This window comes from Massilia sp. TWP1-3-3, assembly GCF_049897805.1.
GTDB lineage: Bacteria > Pseudomonadota > Gammaproteobacteria > Burkholderiales > Burkholderiaceae_D > Telluria_A.
The window spans coordinates 154,820-174,441 of record NZ_JAFCWX010000006.1; the positions used below are offsets into that span (position 1 = coordinate 154,820).

The window sequence follows — 19,622 nt, forward strand, 5'->3', positions numbered from 1 at the left end:
TCACCTCATATTCTCGCAACACCAATTTTCGGAGAAAAAAACATGGCAGCTAAAGATGTAGTATTCGGCGACGCAGCGCGCGCCAAGATGGTTGAAGGCGTCAACATTCTCGCCAATGCAGTGAAAGTCACCCTGGGTCCTAAAGGACGCAACGTGGTCATCGAGCGCTCGTTCGGCGCGCCAACCATCACCAAGGACGGTGTATCGGTTGCGAAAGAAATCGAACTCAAAGACAAGCTCATGAACATGGGCGCGCAAATGGTCAAGGAAGTTGCTTCCCGCACCAGCGACAACGCCGGCGACGGCACCACCACCGCGACCGTGCTGGCCCAGGCCATCGTGCGCGAAGGCATGAAGTTCGTGGCCGCCGGCATGAACCCAATGGACTTGAAGCGCGGCATCGACAAGGCAGTTGCTGCCACCGTCGAAGAGCTGGCAAAAATCGCCAAGCCATGCACGACGACCAAAGAAATCGCGCAGGTTGGCGCCATTTCGGCCAACTCCGACTACTCGATCGGCGAGCGGATCGCGGAAGCGATGGAAAAAGTCGGCAAGGAAGGCGTCATCACCGTTGAAGACGGCAAGTCCCTGAACGACGAGCTCGACATCGTAGAAGGCATGCAGTTCGACCGCGGCTACCTGTCGCCGTACTTCATCAACAACCCAGAGAAGCAAGTCTCGATCCAGGACAACCCATTCGTCCTGCTGTGCGACAAAAAAATCTCGAACATCCGTGACCTGCTGCCAATCCTGGAACAAGTCGCCAAAGCCGGCCGTCCACTGCTGATCATCGCAGAAGACATCGAAGGCGAAGCGCTGGCAACCCTGGTTGTCAACAACATCCGCGGCATCCTGAAAACGTGCGCAGTCAAGGCCCCAGGCTTTGGCGACCGTCGCAAGGCCATGCTGGAAGACATCGCAGTGCTGACCGGCGGCCAGGTGATCGCTGAAGAAGTTGGCCTGACGCTGGAAAAAGTCACGCTGGCTGAACTTGGCCAGGCCAAACGGATCGAAGTAGGCAAGGAAAACACCATCATCATCGACGGTGCGGGCCAGGCTGAAAACATCGAAGCGCGCGTCAAGCAAGTACGTGTGCAGATCGAAGAAGCAACGTCGGACTACGACCGCGAAAAACTGCAAGAGCGCGTTGCCAAGTTGGCAGGCGGCGTTGCAGTGATCAAGGTTGGCGCTGCAACCGAAGTCGAAATGAAAGAAAAGAAAGCACGCGTTGAAGATGCACTGCACGCAACCCGCGCTGCCGTTGAAGAAGGTATTGTTCCTGGCGGCGGCGTAGCCTTGCTGCGCGCACGTGCCAACATCACCGTCAAGGGCGACAATCCTGACCAGGACGCAGGCATCAAGATCGTCATGCGCGCCATGGAAGAGCCACTGCGCATGATCGTGCAAAACGCCGGCGAAGAGTCGTCCGTTGTGGTGGCAGCAGTGTTGGCCGGCACCGGCAACTACGGTTACAACGCAGCCAACGGCACCTACGGCGACATGGTCGAAATGGGTGTTCTGGATCCAGCAAAAGTCACCCGTTCGGCACTGCAAAACGCAGCATCGATCGCTGGCCTGATGCTGACCACCGACGCCATGGTATGCGAGCAAGCTGAAGACAAGCAAGCTGGCGGCATGGGTGGCGGCATGGGTGGCATGGGCGGCATGGGCGGTATGGACGGCATGATGTAATTGCTGTTTGCCTGACTAAAAAGCCTGCAAGGTTCGCGCCTTGCAGGTTTTTTTATGTCTATTTTTTGCGTGCGCATTTGTTCAGAGGTGGCGCCACCCCCGGCGGGAGCAATCCACGGAACAGTGGCAAGATAGACGATAGTGAGATCGAACAAGCGTCGCAGCGGTTCGCCATGTATGTATCAATCAATCATTGACGAGGGGACAAGCCGCTGTTACTGTACTAACCGTAGTAGTACAGTAGAGAGGCAACCATGACCGGCCGCGCCGCATTAATGCTCCAGATCGCCACGGGCGACCCACGCCCGATCAACCGCCAGATCGTCGACGGCGTGCGGCGCATGATCGCCAGCGGTGAACTGGCCGTGGGCGCCGCCCTGCCCAGCGTACGCGGCCTGGCCCAGCAGCTCACCGTCAACCCCAACACCGTGGCCAAGGCCTACAGCGAACTGACGGCCGAAGGCTGGCTCGATGCGCGCGCCGGGCTGGGGCTATTCGTCGCCATCCCGCGCCAGCGCCTGTCCCATGCAGAACGCTCGCGCCGGCTCGACGACGCGGTGCAGCGCTTCGTGGGCGACGTGATCGGGCTCGATTACCCGGCCCAGGCGCTGCTCGACGCCGTCGCCGGCGAGCTGGCGCTGAGCCTTTCCAAAAAAACCGCCTAAGCTGCCCCGTGTCCGACTTCATCATCCAGACCAACTCCCTCGTCATGCAATACGGCCGCAAGCGCGCGCTCGACGGCATGACGCTGCACGTGCCGCGCGGCGGCATCCACGCCATCGTCGGCGCCAACGGCGCCGGCAAGTCGACGCTGTTTCGCGTGCTGCTCGGCTTTGAAACGCCGACCTCGGGCCGCGCGCACATCCTCGGCTGCGACAGTGCGCGCCTGACCCCGCAACTGCGCGGGCGCATCGGCTTCGTCAATGAAGAACACACCCTGCCCGGCTGGATGCGCATCAACGAAGTGACCGCCATGCAGCGCCGCCAGTACAGCCTGTGGAACCAGGCCCGCTACGACGACGTCATTGGCCACTTCAATGTGCTGCCCGAGCAGCGCATCGCCCAGCTCTCGCGCGGCGAACGCGCCGGCGTAAATCTGGCGCTGGCGCTGGCGCAAAGCCCGGAACTGCTGGTACTCGACGAACCGACCCTGGGGCTGGACGTCGTCGCCAAGCGCGCCTTTCTCGAAGCGCTGATGTTTTCCAGCCTGGCCGACGAGTCGACCATCATCTACTGCTCGCACCAGATGGAAGAAATCGAGCGCGTGGCCGACAACCTGATCATCCTAGAACGCGGCGCGCTGCGCCACATGTCGGCCCCGGGCGAATTTTGCGAACGGGTGCAGCTGTGGGTGGCCGAATTTCCGTTTCGCGAGCCTAGCCTGGCCCACCTGCCCGGCGTGCTGCAGGTGCAGCGCATCGACGGCCTGACCCACTTCATCGTCTTCGACCAGCAGGACGATTTTGGCGCGCGCCTGGCCCTGCTCGGCGCGCGCAGCGCCCAAGCAATGCCGGTCAGCCTGGACCGCGCCGTTAACGGCTTTCTGGCCAGCGGCCACATAGCCTCCACGCCCGTTGCGGCAGCTGCCTGAGAGCGGCCATGAGAGAGCTTTTTTTCAGCGAGTGCCGGCACTTTCGCAACGCTGCCCTGATCTTCGCCGCCGCGCACCTGCTGCTGCAGCTGTTCGTCAACCGCCTGTTCGACTTGCTGCAACTGCGCTACGAGCCGCACATGATCGCGCTGGCCGTCTACATGCTGGCCGCACTGGCGTTTGCGATGGTGCAGTTCGGCGCCTACCGCCAGCCAAGCCGCTGGCTCTGGCTGCTGCACCGGCCACTGGCGCGGCTGGCGATCTTTGGCGCCATCGCGGCCGCCTCCGGCGCGCTGATCGTGTTCGCGGTCGGCCTGCCGGCCTTGCTGACGGTGCTGTGCACCGACTGGCTCAGCACCCGCGTGGTCGATGCGCGCCACTACCTGCTGGTGCTCGAACTGGTGCTGCTGACGATGACGGCCTGGCTGGCCGGCAGTTACGTCTCCCTGAGCGGGCGCCGCAGCGCCATCCTGGTCTTGCTGCTGCCCCTGCTGCTGATGGGCCACCTCGCCTCCGGCTACGTGATGCTCGCGCCAAGCGCCCTGTGCCTGGCGCTGCTGGTCTACATCGCCTACGGCGCCTTTAAGCCGGACCGCACCGCCCCGCCGTCGGGCGCCGCGCTAGCCGCCACCGCAGCACCGCTGCTGATCGGCTTTTACCTTGCCCTGACCTGGGCCGGCTCCATGATGTACCAGAATGGCCTGATGCTGGCCGGCGTACACCCGCTGAACCGCGCGCTGTCCCCGGCCGGCGGCTTTACCGAGTCCACCCGTTCCGAAGGACCGGCGCTGTTCCTGCGCGGCCTTACTTCTGCGACCGATCCGCAGGCGCTCCAGTGGCGGCGCCAGGTCGCCCTGACCGGCATCGTTAATTTTGAACCGTCGATCAGGCAGTACCCGGTGCGCCACCAGCTCGGCAACCTGGACACGCTACGCTTGACCGATGAGGCACGCCATATCGAATGGACCTTCAGCCACGACGCCATGTTGTTTATGGGCCGCGACCTGTACACCATGCAGCCGCGCGGCGTGCTTGGCGCCAAAGGCATGGGCGACCATGCACCTTTCAGCGCCGTCCCCCTGCCCGGCGACGGTCCCTACCTGCTGCTGGCGCACGAGCTGATGGCGCGCGACGCCACCAGCGGAGCGGTCCATTCCCTACTTAAGCTGCGCGCACCCGAGACGCTGGCACGCGAACCGATGGAGGCGGGCGACGTCTGGTACGTCATCACCAACCTGCGCCTGATCGCCTTTGCCAGGCCCGCGCCTGGAGCAGCGCTGCAGGAGACCTACAGCATCGCGCTGCCGCAAGCGTTCAGCAGCCTTGACCGGATCGACATCGCCGCCCTGCTCGACGGCGCGCTGGTCTCGTTCAGCTTTGGCGGCGACATGATCACCGGCGGCAGCGAAGCGAGCCAGGTCATCATGCTGGTCGACGCAGCCGGCCATGCGCGCGAGGTGGCGCGGCGAGAGCTCGCGCATGACTTCCCTGCGCTGTTCGAGCATCATGACTGGTGGGTGTCGCCGGTCTTGCACCACCTGCTGGCACTGCCCGACGCGCTGCTCGACAAAGGCCGCATCCTCGACCGCGCAAAGACCCGCTACAGCAATCCCCTGGACCGCGCGCGCCCAGATGACGTAGTGATCGCGGCCTTGCTCGCCGCCTTGTTGTCGGCACTGGGCGGGTACTACTGGCTGCGCGGCGCGCGCGTAACAGTGCTGCGCAGGGCAGCCTGGCTGGCCGCTTGCCTGCTGCTTGGGCCGCCCGCGCTGGCATGCCTGATGGTGCTGCAGGCGCGCCCACCGGTTTTTCTGAAGTCTTCCACGCCGGCCGCCGTGTTGCTTGCGGCCTCATAACAACAAGCAGTCTTGTCCACCAAAGGAGTCACCATGCTTACCCCAAAAATCGCCCGCAACGGTTCGGCCTGCGCCATGGCATTGGCCATCGCCTTCGCCTGCCTGGGCGCGAGCGCCGCGCAAACCGCCACAGCACTTGATGCGCGCGCGCTCGAAACGCGCTCGCTCAAGCCGCTGCTGGCGCGCATTGCCGCCATGCCGGCGGCGGCGCCCATCAAGGACCAGGACTTCAGCCGCCGCTCGCGCCTGAGCCAGGTGAAGCTCTCGCCGGACGGCGAATCGCTTGCCTTCCTCGAGTCGGACGGCCAGGCACAGACGCTGTACGTCCTGGATATCAAGACCGGCGACAAGAAAAAACTGCTGGCCATTTCCGGTCGCCAGGATCCCTCCTGGTCGAGCGACGCCAAGTTCATTTTTCTCGACAGCGGCGACGCCTTGTCCCAGGTGACGCTGGCCACCGGCGCCAGCAGCAAGCTGGCCGCGTTCGATCCCAAGACGGAGCAGCAATTCCTGTTCGTCGACCCTAGCCGGCCACGGCACGGCATCACCGAAGAATTCGACCGCGCCGCCGGCGCCTACCGTATCAGCCGCATCGGCATCGACGGCAACAGCGAGGTGATCTACGAGGGCAGCAAGAAAGTGGACGAATTTCTCATCGACGGCGCCGGCCAGGTGAGTTTCATCCGTACCCGGGAAGCGGACTTCACGCAGGTCGTCTCGCACCGGCAAAACGGCAAATGGGTCGAGGCCGCGCGCTGCAAGCGGCTGCGCGCCTGCGAACTGGTGGCCGCCTCGCCCGACGCTCGCACGCTGACGATGGTCGTCAACCATGCGGGCGAGCGCAAGGCGCTGGTCCAGGTGGACCTGGCCACGCACGCCACGCGCGTGCTGCACACCGACCCGCTGGCGCTGTCGGACTTGAAGCAGGCCGTGGTCTCGCCCCTATCGCGCACGCCGCTGCTGGCCGTCTACGATTCGCCGGCGCGCCGCAACTATGGCTTGAACGCCGCCGCGCGCCAGGGCGCCGCCGACGTGGCCAAACGATTCCCTGATGCGAACATCACTATTGCCGCCAGCGACAGCGCACCGCGCTGGCTGCTGACGGAAAAATCGGCGCGCCTGCAACAAGATCGCTACTATCTGTACGACGTGGCCAGCCGCCGCATCGATCCCGTGCTGGCGCAGGAGAGCAGCCTTGGCCAACCGCTGCCGGAGAGCGCGCTGGCGCAAAAAATCGCGCTGCACTATCGCGGTTCGGACGGCGCGCTGCTGCACGGCTACGTCAGCCTGCCGCCGGGGAAGGATGCAGCCACGCTGCCGATGGTGACCATGGTCCATGGCGGCCCGTGGGGCAAGTTCGACAACGATTACAACGCGCTGGTGCAGACCCTGGTCAACCGCGGCTACGCCGTCTTCCAGCCTAACTTTCGCGCCTCGACCGGCTATGGCGAACACTACCTGACGGCGCCCAAGTCGGACTTTGGCAACGGGCGCGTCCAGGCCGACATCATCGACGGCGTGCGCTGGCTGGTGGCCAAGGGCGTGGGCGACAAGCGCCGCCTGGCCATCATGGGCGACTCCTTCGGCGGCTACTCCACGCTGCTGGCGCTGACGCACACGCCGGACCTGTTCAAGTTCGGCATGGCGATGGTGCCGCCGCCCGACTTTGCGCGCACGCTCAAAGCCGCCGCAGCCGGCCCGGCGCAAGGTGACGACGCCCCGTTCTCGGTCACGCTGGCGGAAATGGGCATCGACTTGAACGACGCGGCCGCCATGAAGGCACTGGCCGACGCCGCCCCGGCGGCAAATGCCAGCAAGATCACCAGGCCGCTGTTGATTCTTGCCGGGGGCAAGGACCGGATGGTCGACCCGGCCAGCGTGACCGACTACGTGGCGCGCCTGCAAGGCATGGGCAAGCCGGTGACGCTGCTGCTCGACCCGGACGAAGGCCACTCGCCGCGCAAGCCGCTGATGCGCCAGGCGTATCTGCACCTGCTGCTGCGCGGCCTGCACCAGCACCTCGGCGGCCCTGCCCCGGCCGCCCCGAGCGCCGAACTGGCCAACTACCTCGAGCAAAACCTCAAGGTCAACACCGCCCTTAACTAATCCAACCGGGGTCAGACCACTTCACACCCTGCAAACAAGTGGTCTGACCCCGGTGTTGCGGTTGACTTGGGTTTTGGTTTAGTATGGCCGCAACTACAGTTACAGGTTGCTCATCAATGCTGAATCAGAAAGCGTTACTCGCGGGAATTTTCGCTGTCGTTGCCGGGGTTGGCGTCGTGTTTTTCACGCGCGACAAACCGGCGCCGGTGACGGTGGCGCCGACCCCGATCGTAGTGCACGAGCAGCCGTTTTCGGGGCCCCGCAGCAAGGCCGAAGCACGCGCCGCGCTGGCGGCGCTGCCGGAATTGAAGGCGTGGTCGGAACACCTGGAAACGGCGTCTCACGGCACTGTCCACGGCGCATTGATCGAGTATGGGCCGACGCCCAAAGTGATCGGCGCCAAGAGCTACTGGCAATTCAGCTATGTCGAAAATACGCCGGAAGCGGCGCGGCGCTGGGAAAGCTTCCTGGTCGGCCAAGACACCCCCGACATCCTGGTCGAAGACACCGAGACCGACCAGCCGGTCAGCCTGGCCAAGTGGCGCAAGGACAAGCAGCCAATGGCGCGCAAGAGCGCGCTGTAAGCTTGACGCTGTAGCCCTCAGCTTCCCAGGTGCGAGATCAGCATGCGGCGCTGGTCCGCTTCGAGCTCGCCGCCTTCAGCCTTGGCGCCCTGCGCCGCCGTACCGAGCGAAATCCCCACCGATACGATATCGATCAGCAGCAGCTGCAAGATGCGCGAGATCATCGACAGGAAGTTGGTGCTGTCTTCCGCATGGTCAACCGCCAGGCACACTGTGGCCTTCTTGGCCAGCGCCGAGCCGCTGCTGGTAATGGCGATCACGTCCGCGCCCGCAGCGCGCGCCGCATCGACCGCCGTCAGCAATTCGGGCAGCCGGCCCGAGTTTGAAATGGCCACCACCACGTCGCCCGGCTTGAGCAGTTCGGCGGCCAGCGTAAACAGGTGCGAGTCGCCATACGACGCGGTGGGAATGCGGAACCTGAAAAACTTGTGCTGTCCGTCCAGCGCCACCACGCGCGAATTGCCCATCGCGTAAAACTCGACACGGTTGGCCTGGGTCAGCAGTTCGATGGCGCGGTCGATGGCGCGCACGTCGAGCTGGTCGCGAAATTTTAAAATCGCCGAGACGGTGTTGTCGATCACCTTGGCCGAAACGTCGTGCGTGCTGTCGCCGTTGCGCACCTGGCTGTGGCGCACGGGAATGGCGCCCGTCAGGCTGCTGGCAAACTTGAGCTTGAAGTCGGCCAGCCCCAGAAAACCCAGCGAGCGGCAAAAGCGGATCACCGTCGGCTGGCTGACTTCGGCCAGTTTGGCAATCCCCGCGATCGGCTCATTGAGCACCAGGCGCGGATGCTCGAGCACCAGCGTGGCCACGCGCTGTTCGGCAGGCGTGAGCTCGTGCTGCAGGTGGCCTATGCGCTCCATCAGCGTGTTGGCGCCGCTGCGTCCGCGCAGGTGTTCCGACAAAATCGTGGCCACGCCGTGAAAGGCCGGGTTGGGCGTGGTGATGACGTAGGTGGGAATATCGGCCAGGTAGCCGGTGAAGCGCCCCTTGGCCTCGAAGCGCGCCCGGAACTGCGATGTGGCGAACCATTCGCCCATGCGCGGCACGATGCCCCCGCCGATGAACATGCCGCCAAAGGCGCCCAGCGTGACGGCCAGGTTGGCGGCGGCACCACCGAGCATGCCGCAAAAGCAGTCCAGCACTTCCAGGCACAGCGCATCCTTGTCGTCGAGCGCGCCGCTGATGATCGCCGGCGACATGCGCACCGGCACCTTGACGCCATTGCGCAGCGCCAGCGCGCGGTAGATAATCTCCATGCCGGGTCCGGAAATGAGCCGCTCGTTCGACACGTGCGGCCACTCCTTCCAGGCAAACTGCAAAATGGCGAACTCGCGCTCGTCGGCCGGCGCGAAGTTGACGTGGCCGCCCTCGCTGCCCAGCGTGACAAAGCCGTCCACCGTCGGAATGACGCCCGACACGCCAAGGCCGGTGCCGGGCCCCAGCACGCCGACCACCGCGTTGCCCGCCGCCGCACCGCCGCCGACCTTCATCAGGTCGTCCGGGCCCAGCGCGGGTATCGCCATGGCAAGCGCCGTAAAGTCATTGACGATCAGGAGCGTCTGCAAACCGAGCTCGCGCCGCACGGCGTCGGTCGAAAACTCCCACGCGCGGTTGGTCATGCGGACCTGGTCGCCATTGATCGGATTGGCCACCGCCAGCGCCGCGTGGTGCAGCAGCTCCTGGTGGTCGGCCAGGTAAAACTGCAGCAGCGGGACGATGCCTTCGAAGTCGTCGCACTTGAGCACCCGCACCGAGCGAAACACGCCCGGCGCGGTCTGCAGCGCAAAGCGCGCATGCGTGGCGCCGATGTCGGCCAGAAGGCGCGCGCCGTCGGCAAACGCGGTGCGCGCAAACTTTTCCGGATCGGCGAGGTCGTTCATGCTGCGATGCTACCGAACCAGGCGCCGTAGGCCGGCAGCGTGACGCTGGTGCCGTCAACGCTGCCGGGCAGCCCATGGCCGCTCAGCACCACCGCGCCGGCCGCTTGCTCCAGCGTGAAAGTGATTGGCGCCGGTCCCAGGTTGAACATCGCCAGCACGCTCGGATGGCCTGCCAGGTCGCGCTGCAGCGCCAGCACCGGCTCGGGCGCATCGAAAAACACGATGTCGCCGCGCGTCAGCTGCGGCTGCTGGCGGCGCCAGGCGATCAAGCGGCGCGCAAAATTGAGCGGCGAGTGCGGGTCGCTCTCCTGCCCGGCGGCGGCATTGGCCAGGTGTTGCGGCGCGACCGGCAGCCATGGCGTACCGCTGGTAAAGCCGGCGTGCGGCGCCTCGGTGGTCCACGGCATCGGCGTACGGCAGCCGTCGCGGCCCTTGAACTCGGGCCAGAAGGTGATGCCGTAAGGGTCCTGCAGCAGTTCGAACGGCACCTCCGCTTCGAGCAAGGCCAGCTCGTCGCCCTGGTACAGGCATGGCGTGCCCTTGAGCGAGCATTGCATCGCCAGCACCAGCTTGGCCAGCGCCGGTGTCGGCGCCCCGCCGCCCCAACGCGACATCACGCGCATCGCGTCGTGGTTGCCGACCGACCAGGAAGCCCAGCCGCCCTTGACGCGCGCTTCGAACTCCTCCACCTGCGAACGGATGTAGGCCGCCGTGAACGTGCTGGTGAGCAGGTTGAAGCTGTAGGCCATGTGCAGCTTGTCGCCGTCGGCCGTGTAGTCGGCCATCACGCCGAGCGCATCGTCGGCGCCCACTTCGCCAATCGCGACGGCGCCAAATTCGTTGAGCAGCGTGCGGATCTTTTGCAAAAAGGCGATATTCTCGGGACGCGTTTTGTCGTAAATGTGCGCCTGCATGCCGTACGGGTTGACGTCGGTGACGGTAGCGGTGTCGCGGTTGGTCGCGACCGGATTGCTGCGCAATGCGGGGTCGTGGAAGTGGAAATTGCAAGCGTCCATGCGCACGCCGTCCACGCCGCGCGCCAGCCAGAAGCGCAGGTTGTCCAGGTGCGCCTGCTGCACTTCCGGATGGTGAAAGTTCATGTCCGGCTGGCTGACCAGGAAGTTATGCAGGTAGTACTGCTTGCGCCGGCTGTCCCACTGCCACGACGAGCCGCCGAACACGGACAGCCAGTTGTTGGGCGGATTGCCGTCGGGGAGAGGATCGGCCCACACATACCAGTCGGCCTTGGGATTGTCGCGGCTCTTGCGGCTCTCGACAAACCAAGGATGCGCTTCGGCCGTGTGCGAGAGCACCTGGTCGATCATGATTTTCAGGCCCACGCTGTGGGCCTTGGCAATCAGGGCGTCGAAGTCGGCCAGTGTACCGAACAGGGGATCGACGTCGCAGTAGTCGGAAATGTCGTAGCCGAAGTCTTTCATCGGGGACGTAAAGAACGGCGAAATCCAGACGATGTCGGCGCCAAGCTCGGCGATATAGTCGAGTTTTTCCGTGATGCCGGGCAGGTCGCCCACGCCGTCGCCATTAGTGTCGAGAAAGCTGCGCGGATAAACCTGGTAGATGATGGCTTCGCGCCACCAAGGTGTGATTTGATTGTTCATGAAGCGTCCCGTTATGATTTTGTAGATAATATACATCACTTGCCGCCATTTAACAATATCCGCTCATCCGTCATAAATAGCAATAATGTTTATACTTATCAATGGCTTAGAACATTCCATGGCAATAGTACCAGATCACTATCGTAGTCAAACTACATCAAATAAATTAGCTATTGCCAGTCTCTCGGCAAGCGCTTAGGATCGCGTCTGGTCAAATGCAGGGAGCGGGAATGGCGCAAGCGGATAAACAGGACGGCAACGGGCCCTTGCCCCGGCAAGTGCCGTACATCGTCGGCTCCGAGGCGTGCGAACGCTTCAGCTTTTACGGCATGCGCAACATCCTCACGCCTTTTTTGATCAGCACCCTGCTGTTGTTCATGCCGGCCCCGGACCGCGCCGGCGAAGCCAAGGATATTTTCCACACCTTCGTCATCGGCGTGTATTTTTTTCCGCTGCTGGGCGGCTGGATCGCCGACCGCTACTTCGGCAAATACAACACCATCTTCTGGCTCAGCCTCGTGTACTGCGCGGGCCACGCCTGCCTGGCCGTCTGGGACGACAACCTCAAGGGCTTTTACTTCGGCCTGTTTCTGATCGCACTCGGCTCGGGCGGCATCAAGCCGCTGGTGTCCTCGTTCGTGGGCGACCAGTTCGACCAGACCAACAAGAACAAGGCGAAGGTGGTGTATGACGCCTTCTACTGGTCGATCAACTTCGGCTCGTTCTTCGCCTCGCTGCTGATGCCCATTTTCCTGCGCAGCTACGGCGCCTCGGTCGCCTTTGGCATTCCGGGCGCGCTGATGCTGGTCGCCACACTGGTGTTCTGGTCGGGACGCAAAAAATACGTGCACGTCCCGCCCGCCCCGGCCGACCCGCACTCGTTCATCAACGTGGCGCGCACCGCACTGCTGGCCAAACAGCGCGGCGCTGGACAGGCGGGCCTGTTCGTCGCCGGCATCGGCGCGCTCGGCGCGCTGGTCTCGCTGCTCATGATTCCGGCGCTGGGCTTCGTCATCGGCGCCTGCCTGGCGCTGGTGCTGCTGCTCGCGTTCGGTGGTATCGGCACCTCCATGCAACTCGAACGCGCGCGCGGCATCCATCCCGACGAAGCGGTCGACGGCGTGCGCGCCGTGCTGCGCATCCTGATCGTGTTCGCCCTGTGCACGCCCTTCCAGTCGCTGTTCGACCAGAAGGCCTCGACCTGGGTGGTACAGGCCAATGCCATGATCGCGCCGACCATCGACCTGTTCGGCAGCCCGTTCACGTTCGCACCGGCCCAGATGCAGGCCATAAATCCGCTGCTGGTAATGATCCTGATCCCGTTTAACAACCTGGTGCTGTACCCGCTTTTGCGCACACTGGGCATCGAGCCGACCGCACTGCGCCGCATGACGACGGGGATCGCATTTTCGGGCCTGTCGTGGATCGTCATCGGGGCCATACAAGTGGCCATGGATGGCGGCACGCCGATGTCGATGACCTGGCAGATCCTGCCGTACGCGCTGCTCACCTTTGCCGAAGTGCTGGTATCGGCCACCGGCCTGGAATTTGCCTACAGCCAGGCGCCCAAGTCGATGAAGGGGGTGATCATGGCCTTCTGGTTCCTGTCGATCACGGTCGGCAGCCTGTGGGTCCTGATCGTCAACAAGACCGTGCGCAACGACGCGGTGATCGCGCAGATCGCCAACAGCGGCGTGAGCGTGATGGCGTTCCAGATGTACTTTTTTGCCGCCTTCGCACTGGTGGCCGCTGCCATCTTCGGGTGGTACGCAACGCGCTACAAGATGGTGGATAATTACCGCGCCCAGGGCGAGTTGAATCAAGTGTAAGATTTTGTAGTAAAGCTACAGAAAATGCTCTACCATCGCTAAATTATTAGCCTTGGCGGCGCGAGTCTTGTACTTGCAGTACTTTCCCTGAAAGACCTGTCTTTAGCACTGCCCTCGCCGCGATTTACCGACCCGGATTCCCTATGCGTATTTTGCTTCGCTGTGCAGCCTTGCACCTCATCTTCCTTGGCGCGGCGCACGGCGCCGACGCACCGCTGGCAGCCTGCGACAGCGCCAGCTTCCAGCAACTACTGCAGCCGGGAGCGGCCAGCCTGCCGGCGCGCGCCGTCTGGCTCAACCGGCGCCTTGCGCGCTGGCCCGGCGCCGACGCGGCGGGCGTCGTCAAGCTGTACCACGCACCCGACGGCGGCATTACTGCCACGCCCGGCGCCAGGGTGAGCGGCGCCACCGGCGCACTGGTCATGACGCGCTTCACCGGACCGGCCGACCCGGCGCGCTTCAAGTACGTCGGCGCCGGCCCCACATTCGCCATTGCCGACGCCGACCTGGCGCGCCTGCCGGCGCTGCACCGCCAGCAGCTGGTACTGGTGCAGGAAGACGCCGACGGCACCGTGCGCGCCGCAACGCGCCTGCAAGCTGCCGGCGCGCTCGACGACCTGTATCGGGCTGCGGCCAGCGCCCCCGGCCTGGGCGTCGCTCCCCGCGCAACAGCCACCGCCTTCGGTCTGTGGGCGCCAACGGCGCAGCAGGTCATGCTGTGCACTTACGACAGCGCCAGCGCGCCGGCCACGGCGATCGCGCCCATGCAGCTTGACGCGGCCAGCGGCGTGTGGCGCATTGCCGCACCCGGCGACCTGTCCGGCAAATACTATCAATACATCGTCGACGTCATTGTCGATAGCGCCGGCCTGGTACGCAACCTGGTGACGGACCCCTACTCGGTCAGCCTGAGCGCCGATTCGGCGCGCAGCTACATTGCCGACCTGGCCGCGCCGCGCTTGAAACCCGCGCACTGGGACCGGCACCGGGTGCCAGAGCGCGTCAAGGCGCAGACCGACATGGTGGTCTACGAACTGCACGTGCGCGACTTTTCCATCAACGACCCGACGGTGGCGCCGGCAAAGCGCGGCAAGTACGCCGCCTTTGGCGAGAAGAACGCCAACGGCATGCGGCACCTGGCAGCACTCAGCCGCGCCGGCATGACCGACATTCACCTGCTGCCGGTGTACGACATCGCCAGCGTGCCCGAGCGCGGCTGCGCCGTGCCCGCGCCCGTGGGTGCAGCCGATGGCGACTCCCAGCAAGCCTTGATCAAGAAAACCGAACACACCGACTGCTTCAACTGGGGCTACGACCCGTTCCATTACAGCGCGCCGGAAGGCAGCTACGCCAGCGACCCGGCCGACGGTGCGCGCCGCATCATCGAGTTTCGCGAAATGGTGATGAACCTGCACGGCGCCGGTTTGCGGGTCGGGATGGACGTGGTGTACAACCACACCTTCGCCTCGGGCCAGAAAGAAAAATCCGTCCTCGACCGGATTGTCCCGGGCTACTACCACCGCCTGAACGCGGCCGGCGCGGTCGAGCAATCGACCTGCTGCGACAACACCGCGACCGAAAACCTGATGATGGCGCGTCTGATGCTCGATTCGGCCGCGCTGTGGACGCGCGAGTACAAGATCGATTCATTCCGCTTCGACTTGATGGGCCACCAGCCGCGCGCGGTGATGGAGCAATTGCAGGCGCGCGTCGACAAGGCGGCCGGGCGCCACGTCAACTTGATCGGCGAAGGCTGGAATTTCGGTGAGGTGGAAAATGGCGCGCGCTTCGTGCAAGCCTCGCAGCTCTCGCTCGATGGCAGCGGCATCGGCACCTTCAATGACCGGGGACGCGACAGCGTGCGCGGCGGCTCCGCTGCCGACGCCGGCGACAAGCTGATCTCGCAGCAGGGCTTCATCAATGGCCTGGTGTACGATCCCAACGCACTGGCCGGCGCGCGTCCGCTGGCCGATTTGCTGGGCACTGCCGACATGGTCAAGGTTGGCTTGGCAGGCTCGGTGCGCAGCTACCCCCTGCGCACGCACGCCAAGGGCGTGCTCACACTGGAATCGATCGACTATAACGGCCAGCCGGCCGGTTACGCCAGCGAGCCGGGCGAAGCGGTCAACTACGTTGAAAACCACGACAACCAAACGCTGTACGACATCAACGTCCTCAAGCTGCCGCTGGCCACCACCAGCGCCGAGCGCGCGCGGGTGCAGATGCTGGGCGCGGCCATCAACGCCTTTAGCCAGGGCGTGGCGTACTACCACGCCGGCATCGACACGCTGCGCTCCAAGTCACTGGACCGCAACAGCTTCAATTCGGGCGACTGGTTCAACCGCATCGACTGGAGCTACCAGGACAATTACTTCGGCACCGGTCTGCCGCCGGCGCAGGACAACGGCAAGGACTATGCCCTCCTCAAGCCGCTGCTGGCCAACGCCGCATTAAAACCGGCGCCGGCCGACATCGCCTATGCCCGCGACGCCTTTCGCGACCTGCTGGCAATTCGCGCCAGCTCCACCCTGTTCCGCCTGCGCACAGCGGCCGACATAAACGCGCGGCTGCGCTTTTACGACAGCGCCGCCCCGACCGTGATTGCCGCGCGCATCGACGGCAAGGGCTACCCCGGCGCGCACTTCAAGGCCGTCAATTACTTCATCAATGTGGACAAGGTGGCGCACGGCGTGGCCGTGGAGCGCGAACGTGGGCAGCGCATGCGGCTCCACCCGGTGCATGCGGCATCTGGGGCGGCCGACCGGCGCGCCGCAGATGCCGCCTACGACCGCGCAACGGGGATGTTGCATGTCCCGCCGCGCACCGCTGTCGTGTTTGTGGAGTAGTCAGATATCGAGGTGCGAGATGAGCATGCGCTTTTTCTCGGCCTCGCTGTCGTCGCCCTGCACGCCCAGCGAAATCCCGACCGACATGATATCGATCAGCAGCAGCTGCAGCATGCGCGAGATCATCGACAGGAAGTAGGTACCGTCTTCGCTGTGATCGACCGCCAGGCACACCGTCGCCTTTTTCGCCAGCGCCGATTTGCTGCTGGTGATCGCGATCACGTCGGCCCCGACCGCGCGCGCCGCATCCACCGCCGCCAGCAGTTCCGGCATCTGGCCGGATGACGAAATCGCGATCACCACGTCGCCCGGATTGAGCAGTTCTGCGGCCAGCTTGAACAGGTGCGAGTCGCCATACGACGCGCTCGGAATGCGAAAGCGGAAGAACTTGTGCTGCCCGTCCAGCGCCACCACGCGCGAATTGCCCATCGCATAGAACTCCACCCGCTTGGCATTGCGCAGCAGCTCGATGGCGCGGTCGATCGACTGCACGTCGAGCTGGTCGCGGAATTTCAAGATGGCCGACACGGTATTGTCGATCACCTTGGCCGACAAGTCGTGCGTGCTGTCGGACGTGCGCACCTGACTGTGACGCACCGGAATGGTGCCGGTCAGGCTGCTGGCGAACTTGAGCTTGAAGTCGGCCAGGCCCAGGAAACCGAGCGAGCGGCAAAAGCGGATCACGGTCGGCTGGCTGACGTCGGCCAGGCGCGCAATTTCGGCGATCGGCTCGCCCAGTACCTTGCGCGGATGCTCGATCACCAGCGTGGCGACGCGCTGCTCGGCGGGCGAGAGTTCGTGCTGCAAGTGCTGTACGCGCTCCATCAGCGTGTTGGCGCCGCTGCGCCCGCGCAGGTGTTCGGACAGGATCGTCGCCACGCCGTAAAAGGCCGGGTTCGGCGTCATGATCACGTACGTCGGAATCTGGGCCAGGTACTCGGTGAAGCGGCCCTTTGCCTCAAAGCGCGCGCGAAAGCCCGACTTGGCGAACAATTCGGCCATGCGCGGCACGATGCCCCCGCCGATGAAAATGCCGCCGAACGCGCCCAGCGTCACGGCCAGGTTGGCGGCCGCGCCGCCCAGCATGTTGCAGAAGCATTCGAGCACTTCCAGGCACAGCGGATCGTTGTCGTCAAGCGCGCCGCTGATGATGTCGGGCGAGGAGCGCGCGGCGACCTGTTGACCGTTGCGTTCAGCCAGCGCGCGATAAATGATTTCCATGCCGGGGCCGGAAATCAAGCGCTCGTTCGACACGTGCGACCACTCTTTCCAGGCGAACTGCAGGATCGCAAACTCGCGCTCGTCGGCCGGCGCGAAGTTGACGTGGCCGCCTTCGCTGCCCAGCGTAACCAGGCCGTCGACGGTGGGAATGACGCCGGAGACGCCAAGGCCGGTGCCAGGCCCCAGCACCCCGATCACCGCGTTCGACGCCGGGGCGCCGGCGCCGACCTGCATCAGATCCGCGCCGGACAGGCCGGGCAGCGACATTGCCAGCGCCGTGAAGTCGTTCACGATCAGCAGCGTGTTCAGGCCGAGCTCGCGCCGCACTTCGTCGGTCGAGAAAGTCCAGTCGCGGTTGGTCATGCGGATCGTATCGCCGCTGATCGGATTGGCCAGCGCGAACGCGGCGTGGTTCAGGCGGATGTTTTTATGGTCGGCCAGGTAGCAATGCAGCAGCGGCACGATGCCGCTGAAATCGTCGCACTTGAGCACGCGAACCGAGCGCAGCACGCCGGGCGCGGTTTCAAGTGCGAAGCGCGCGTGGGTGGCGCCGATGTCGGCAAGCAGGCGTGGACCGTCCGCATAGGCGGTACGGCTGTATTTCTGTTCGGAGTCGGTTTCTTTGGTCATCGCAATAAATAGGGGCTGGATCGCGTGTAGCATACCCTATTGTACGAAATGCACCAAAATCTCCCCCGGGGTCAGGAAATGTTGCGTTCAGAACCCGATCAGCACCATCGAATTGCCGGTGTCGAACTGCACTTTGCCGTTGGCGACAAGCGCCGTTTTACCGGAGTAGTAATCGCGCACCGTCTGGCCGTCCAGAAAGACGCCCGCCACGCTGACCGGTGTTGGCTTGCCGGGCGGCAGGTCCAGCGCCACCACCACGCTGTCGCGCACGCCGGCGCGCTCGAACTTGCGGGCGAACGTGTAGGGACTGCTTTCCAGTTGCTCATGCACGCCCGCTCCCACCGCCGGGTGCGCGCGCCGGAACTGGCCCAGCCGGCTCCAGTGCAGATGCAGGTCGCTAACGCGGTAGCCGGCGCGCTGCGCGTTGTCGGCCAGGTCGCCCCAGTTCATGAACGAACGCAGTGTTGCGTCGCCCACCGCGCCGTCAACCTTCAATACGCGCGCCGTCTCGTCGCCGTAATAGATCTGCGCCGCGCCGGGTGCGAGCATCAGCTTGGTCGCGCTTTCGAACGCACGCGTGCGCAGCGGATCGAAGGGGTTGCCGTCATCATGGGAGCTGATGTAATTGAGGACCGAATAACCTTTCAGCGGCCCGTTGAGCGCCTTTGAATAGCCGCTGAACAGCTGCTCGTAACTTTGTTTCGCGTCGCGCACCATGCTGAAGTTGATCAGGCTGTCAAAACCGTTGGCGAAAAAGTCCGCGTACTTGCCACCGTTCATGTCGAACATGCGCCCATGATTGACCGAATAGTTGAACACTTCGGCTGTCATGAAGAACTTGTCGTCGCCCAGCCGCTTGGCCGGGTTGGCGCGCTTCCAGTCTTCGTACGCTTCGCTGGCGACCTTTTTCAGGTCCTTCCATACGCCAGGCTCGGTGTGCTTGACCGTGTCGCCCCGAAAGCCGTCAAAGCCATACTTGCGCACCCAGTCCGCGTGCCACTTCATCACGTAATAGCGCGGCGCGCGCGGAAAACCGGTGCGCTTGAAAAAAGCATCGAGCTCCTTGACTTCGCGCTCGTAGCGCCCTTCCTGCTTCCACTTGGCCACCAGCGTCGGCGGCAGCTGCACCGCCTTGTTATTGTCGGTGCGGATGTCGGGCAGGTTCTTGACCAGCGCGCAGTCGACCGTCGTTGCCGTATCCTGGTGGGTGCACACCGGGTCGAGGCGCACCCATTCCTTGGGCCACGCCGGGTCGGCTTGCGTGACCGGGCCGGTATGGTTCATCACCACGTCGAGCAGCACGCGGATGCCGTGCGCGTGCGCGGTATCGACCAGTTCCTTGACGTCCGCTTCGGTGCCAAGGTTGGCGTCCACACTGGTGAAGTCCTTGGCCCAGTAGCCATGAAAGCCGTACGAGGTGCCCGTGCCTTCGTCCGTGCTGGCGTGGTTTTGCTCCACCGGCGGCGAAATCCAGATGACGTCGACCCCCAGCGTGGTGAAGTAGCCTTCCTTGATCTTGGCGGTCACGCCGGCCAGGTCGCCGCCCATGTAGCTGCGTAGGACGGCCCCGTCGCGCTTGCGCCCGTACGCCAGGTCGTTGGCGGGATTGGCGTTGCTAAACCGGTCCGTCAACAGGAAGTACACCGTCGCGCCCTCCCACACAAAAGGCTGATTCGCTCCGTGCGCGAATGCGGGAGTCGATGCGGCGCCAGAGGCGAGTGCAAGTGCGAGTGCGGCAGCTAATGCGGAACGTTTCATGTACTTC

12 protein-coding genes are annotated in these 19,622 nt (G+C 64.3%); 8 read left to right on the forward strand and 4 right to left on the reverse strand.

The window, feature by feature from the left end; translation table 11 throughout:
* Positions 1 to 42 precede the first annotated feature (42 nt).
* The 6 genes from groL to ACP7D4_RS08100 all read left to right on the forward strand — a co-directional run bounded on the left by groL (position 43) and on the right by ACP7D4_RS08100 (position 7,829).
* A complete protein-coding gene (groL, locus tag ACP7D4_RS08075) occupies positions 43 to 1,692 on the forward strand; it encodes a chaperonin GroEL (RefSeq protein ID WP_426103345.1) in 1,650 nt (549 codons plus the stop codon).
* A 254-nt stretch (positions 1,693 to 1,946) separates the two neighbouring features.
* Complete coding sequence (locus ACP7D4_RS08080) at positions 1,947 to 2,357, forward strand: GntR family transcriptional regulator (RefSeq protein ID WP_426208544.1); 411 nt, start codon at positions 1,947 to 1,949, stop codon at positions 2,355 to 2,357.
* 8 nt (positions 2,358 to 2,365) lie between these two features.
* On the forward strand, positions 2,366 to 3,283 hold the full coding sequence (locus ACP7D4_RS08085; protein WP_426208546.1) for an ABC transporter ATP-binding protein: 918 nt from the start codon (positions 2,366 to 2,368) through the stop codon (positions 3,281 to 3,283).
* A gap of 8 nt (positions 3,284 to 3,291) precedes the next feature.
* On the forward strand, positions 3,292 to 5,139 hold the full coding sequence (locus ACP7D4_RS08090; protein WP_426208548.1) for a hypothetical protein: 1,848 nt from the start codon (positions 3,292 to 3,294) through the stop codon (positions 5,137 to 5,139).
* A gap of 33 nt (positions 5,140 to 5,172) precedes the next feature.
* Positions 5,173 to 7,245 carry a S9 family peptidase gene (locus ACP7D4_RS08095; RefSeq protein WP_426208549.1) on the forward strand — a complete coding sequence of 691 codons (2,073 nt, stop codon included), beginning with the start codon at positions 5,173 to 5,175 and terminating at the stop codon, positions 7,243 to 7,245.
* A gap of 116 nt (positions 7,246 to 7,361) precedes the next feature.
* Positions 7,362 to 7,829, forward strand: coding sequence for a hypothetical protein (locus tag ACP7D4_RS08100; RefSeq protein WP_426103350.1), 468 nt, complete (start codon positions 7,362 to 7,364; stop codon positions 7,827 to 7,829).
* A 17-nt stretch (positions 7,830 to 7,846) separates the two neighbouring features.
* On the opposite strand, the gene ACP7D4_RS08105 is transcribed toward ACP7D4_RS08100, so the two are convergent.
* Together ACP7D4_RS08105 and ACP7D4_RS08110 are read right to left on the reverse strand one after the other, a co-directional pair.
* Positions 7,847 to 9,712 carry a glucokinase gene (locus ACP7D4_RS08105; RefSeq protein ID WP_426208551.1) on the reverse strand — a complete coding sequence of 622 codons (1,866 nt, stop codon included), beginning with the start codon at positions 9,710 to 9,712 and terminating at the stop codon, positions 7,847 to 7,849.
* Entirely contained in the window at positions 9,709 to 11,331 is a 1,623-nt protein-coding gene (locus ACP7D4_RS08110; protein WP_426208553.1) for an alpha-amylase family glycosyl hydrolase, read from the reverse strand. The genes ACP7D4_RS08105 and ACP7D4_RS08110 overlap by 4 nt, the downstream gene beginning before the upstream one ends.
* A gap of 230 nt (positions 11,332 to 11,561) precedes the next feature.
* Between ACP7D4_RS08110 and ACP7D4_RS08115 the strand changes: the two genes are divergently transcribed.
* Both ACP7D4_RS08115 and pulA read left to right on the forward strand, forming a co-directional pair.
* The gene (locus ACP7D4_RS08115) at positions 11,562 to 13,160 is read left to right on the forward strand and encodes an oligopeptide:H+ symporter (RefSeq protein WP_426103353.1); all 1,599 of its coding nucleotides are present in this window, start codon (positions 11,562 to 11,564) and stop codon (positions 13,158 to 13,160) included.
* Positions 13,161 to 13,303: 143 nt separating this feature from the next.
* On the forward strand, positions 13,304 to 16,006 hold the full coding sequence (gene pulA / locus ACP7D4_RS08120) for a pullulanase-type alpha-1,6-glucosidase (protein WP_426208556.1): 2,703 nt from the start codon (positions 13,304 to 13,306) through the stop codon (positions 16,004 to 16,006).
* Here the strand turns inward: pulA and ACP7D4_RS08125 are convergent, their stop codons facing one another.
* The gene (locus ACP7D4_RS08125; protein ID WP_426103355.1) at positions 16,007 to 17,857 is read right to left on the reverse strand and encodes a glucokinase; all 1,851 of its coding nucleotides are present in this window, start codon (positions 17,855 to 17,857) and stop codon (positions 16,007 to 16,009) included.
* Positions 17,858 to 17,944: 87 nt separating this feature from the next.
* Positions 17,945 to 19,615 (reverse strand): alpha-amylase family glycosyl hydrolase, encoded by a 1,671-nt coding sequence (locus ACP7D4_RS08130; RefSeq protein ID WP_426208558.1) that lies wholly within the window; start codon positions 19,613 to 19,615, stop codon positions 17,945 to 17,947.
* Between the last annotated feature and the right edge of the window lie 7 nt (positions 19,616 to 19,622).

Excerpts from the sequence above, each read along its gene's own strand:
- ACP7D4_RS08100 (WP_426103350.1), top strand. The coding sequence starts at position 7,362 with ATGCTGAATCAGAAAGCGTTACTCGCGGGAATTTTCGCTGTCGTTGCC.
- ACP7D4_RS08115 (WP_426103353.1), top strand. The coding sequence starts at position 11,562 with ATGGCGCAAGCGGATAAACAGGACGGCAACGGGCCCTTGCCCCGGCAA.
- ACP7D4_RS08080 (WP_426208544.1), top strand. The coding sequence starts at position 1,947 with ATGACCGGCCGCGCCGCATTAATGCTCCAGATCGCCACGGGCGACCCA.
- ACP7D4_RS08125 (WP_426103355.1), bottom strand. The coding sequence starts at position 17,857 with ATGACCAAAGAAACCGACTCCGAACAGAAATACAGCCGTACCGCCTAT.
- pulA (WP_426208556.1), top strand. The coding sequence starts at position 13,304 with ATGCGTATTTTGCTTCGCTGTGCAGCCTTGCACCTCATCTTCCTTGGC.
- ACP7D4_RS08095 (WP_426208549.1), top strand. The coding sequence starts at position 5,173 with ATGCTTACCCCAAAAATCGCCCGCAACGGTTCGGCCTGCGCCATGGCA.
- ACP7D4_RS08110 (WP_426208553.1), bottom strand. The coding sequence starts at position 11,331 with ATGAACAATCAAATCACACCTTGGTGGCGCGAAGCCATCATCTACCAG.
- ACP7D4_RS08105 (WP_426208551.1), bottom strand. The coding sequence starts at position 9,712 with ATGAACGACCTCGCCGATCCGGAAAAGTTTGCGCGCACCGCGTTTGCC.
- groL (WP_426103345.1), top strand. The coding sequence starts at position 43 with ATGGCAGCTAAAGATGTAGTATTCGGCGACGCAGCGCGCGCCAAGATG.
- ACP7D4_RS08090 (WP_426208548.1), top strand. The coding sequence starts at position 3,292 with ATGAGAGAGCTTTTTTTCAGCGAGTGCCGGCACTTTCGCAACGCTGCC.
- ACP7D4_RS08130 (WP_426208558.1), bottom strand. The coding sequence starts at position 19,615 with ATGAAACGTTCCGCATTAGCTGCCGCACTCGCACTTGCACTCGCCTCT.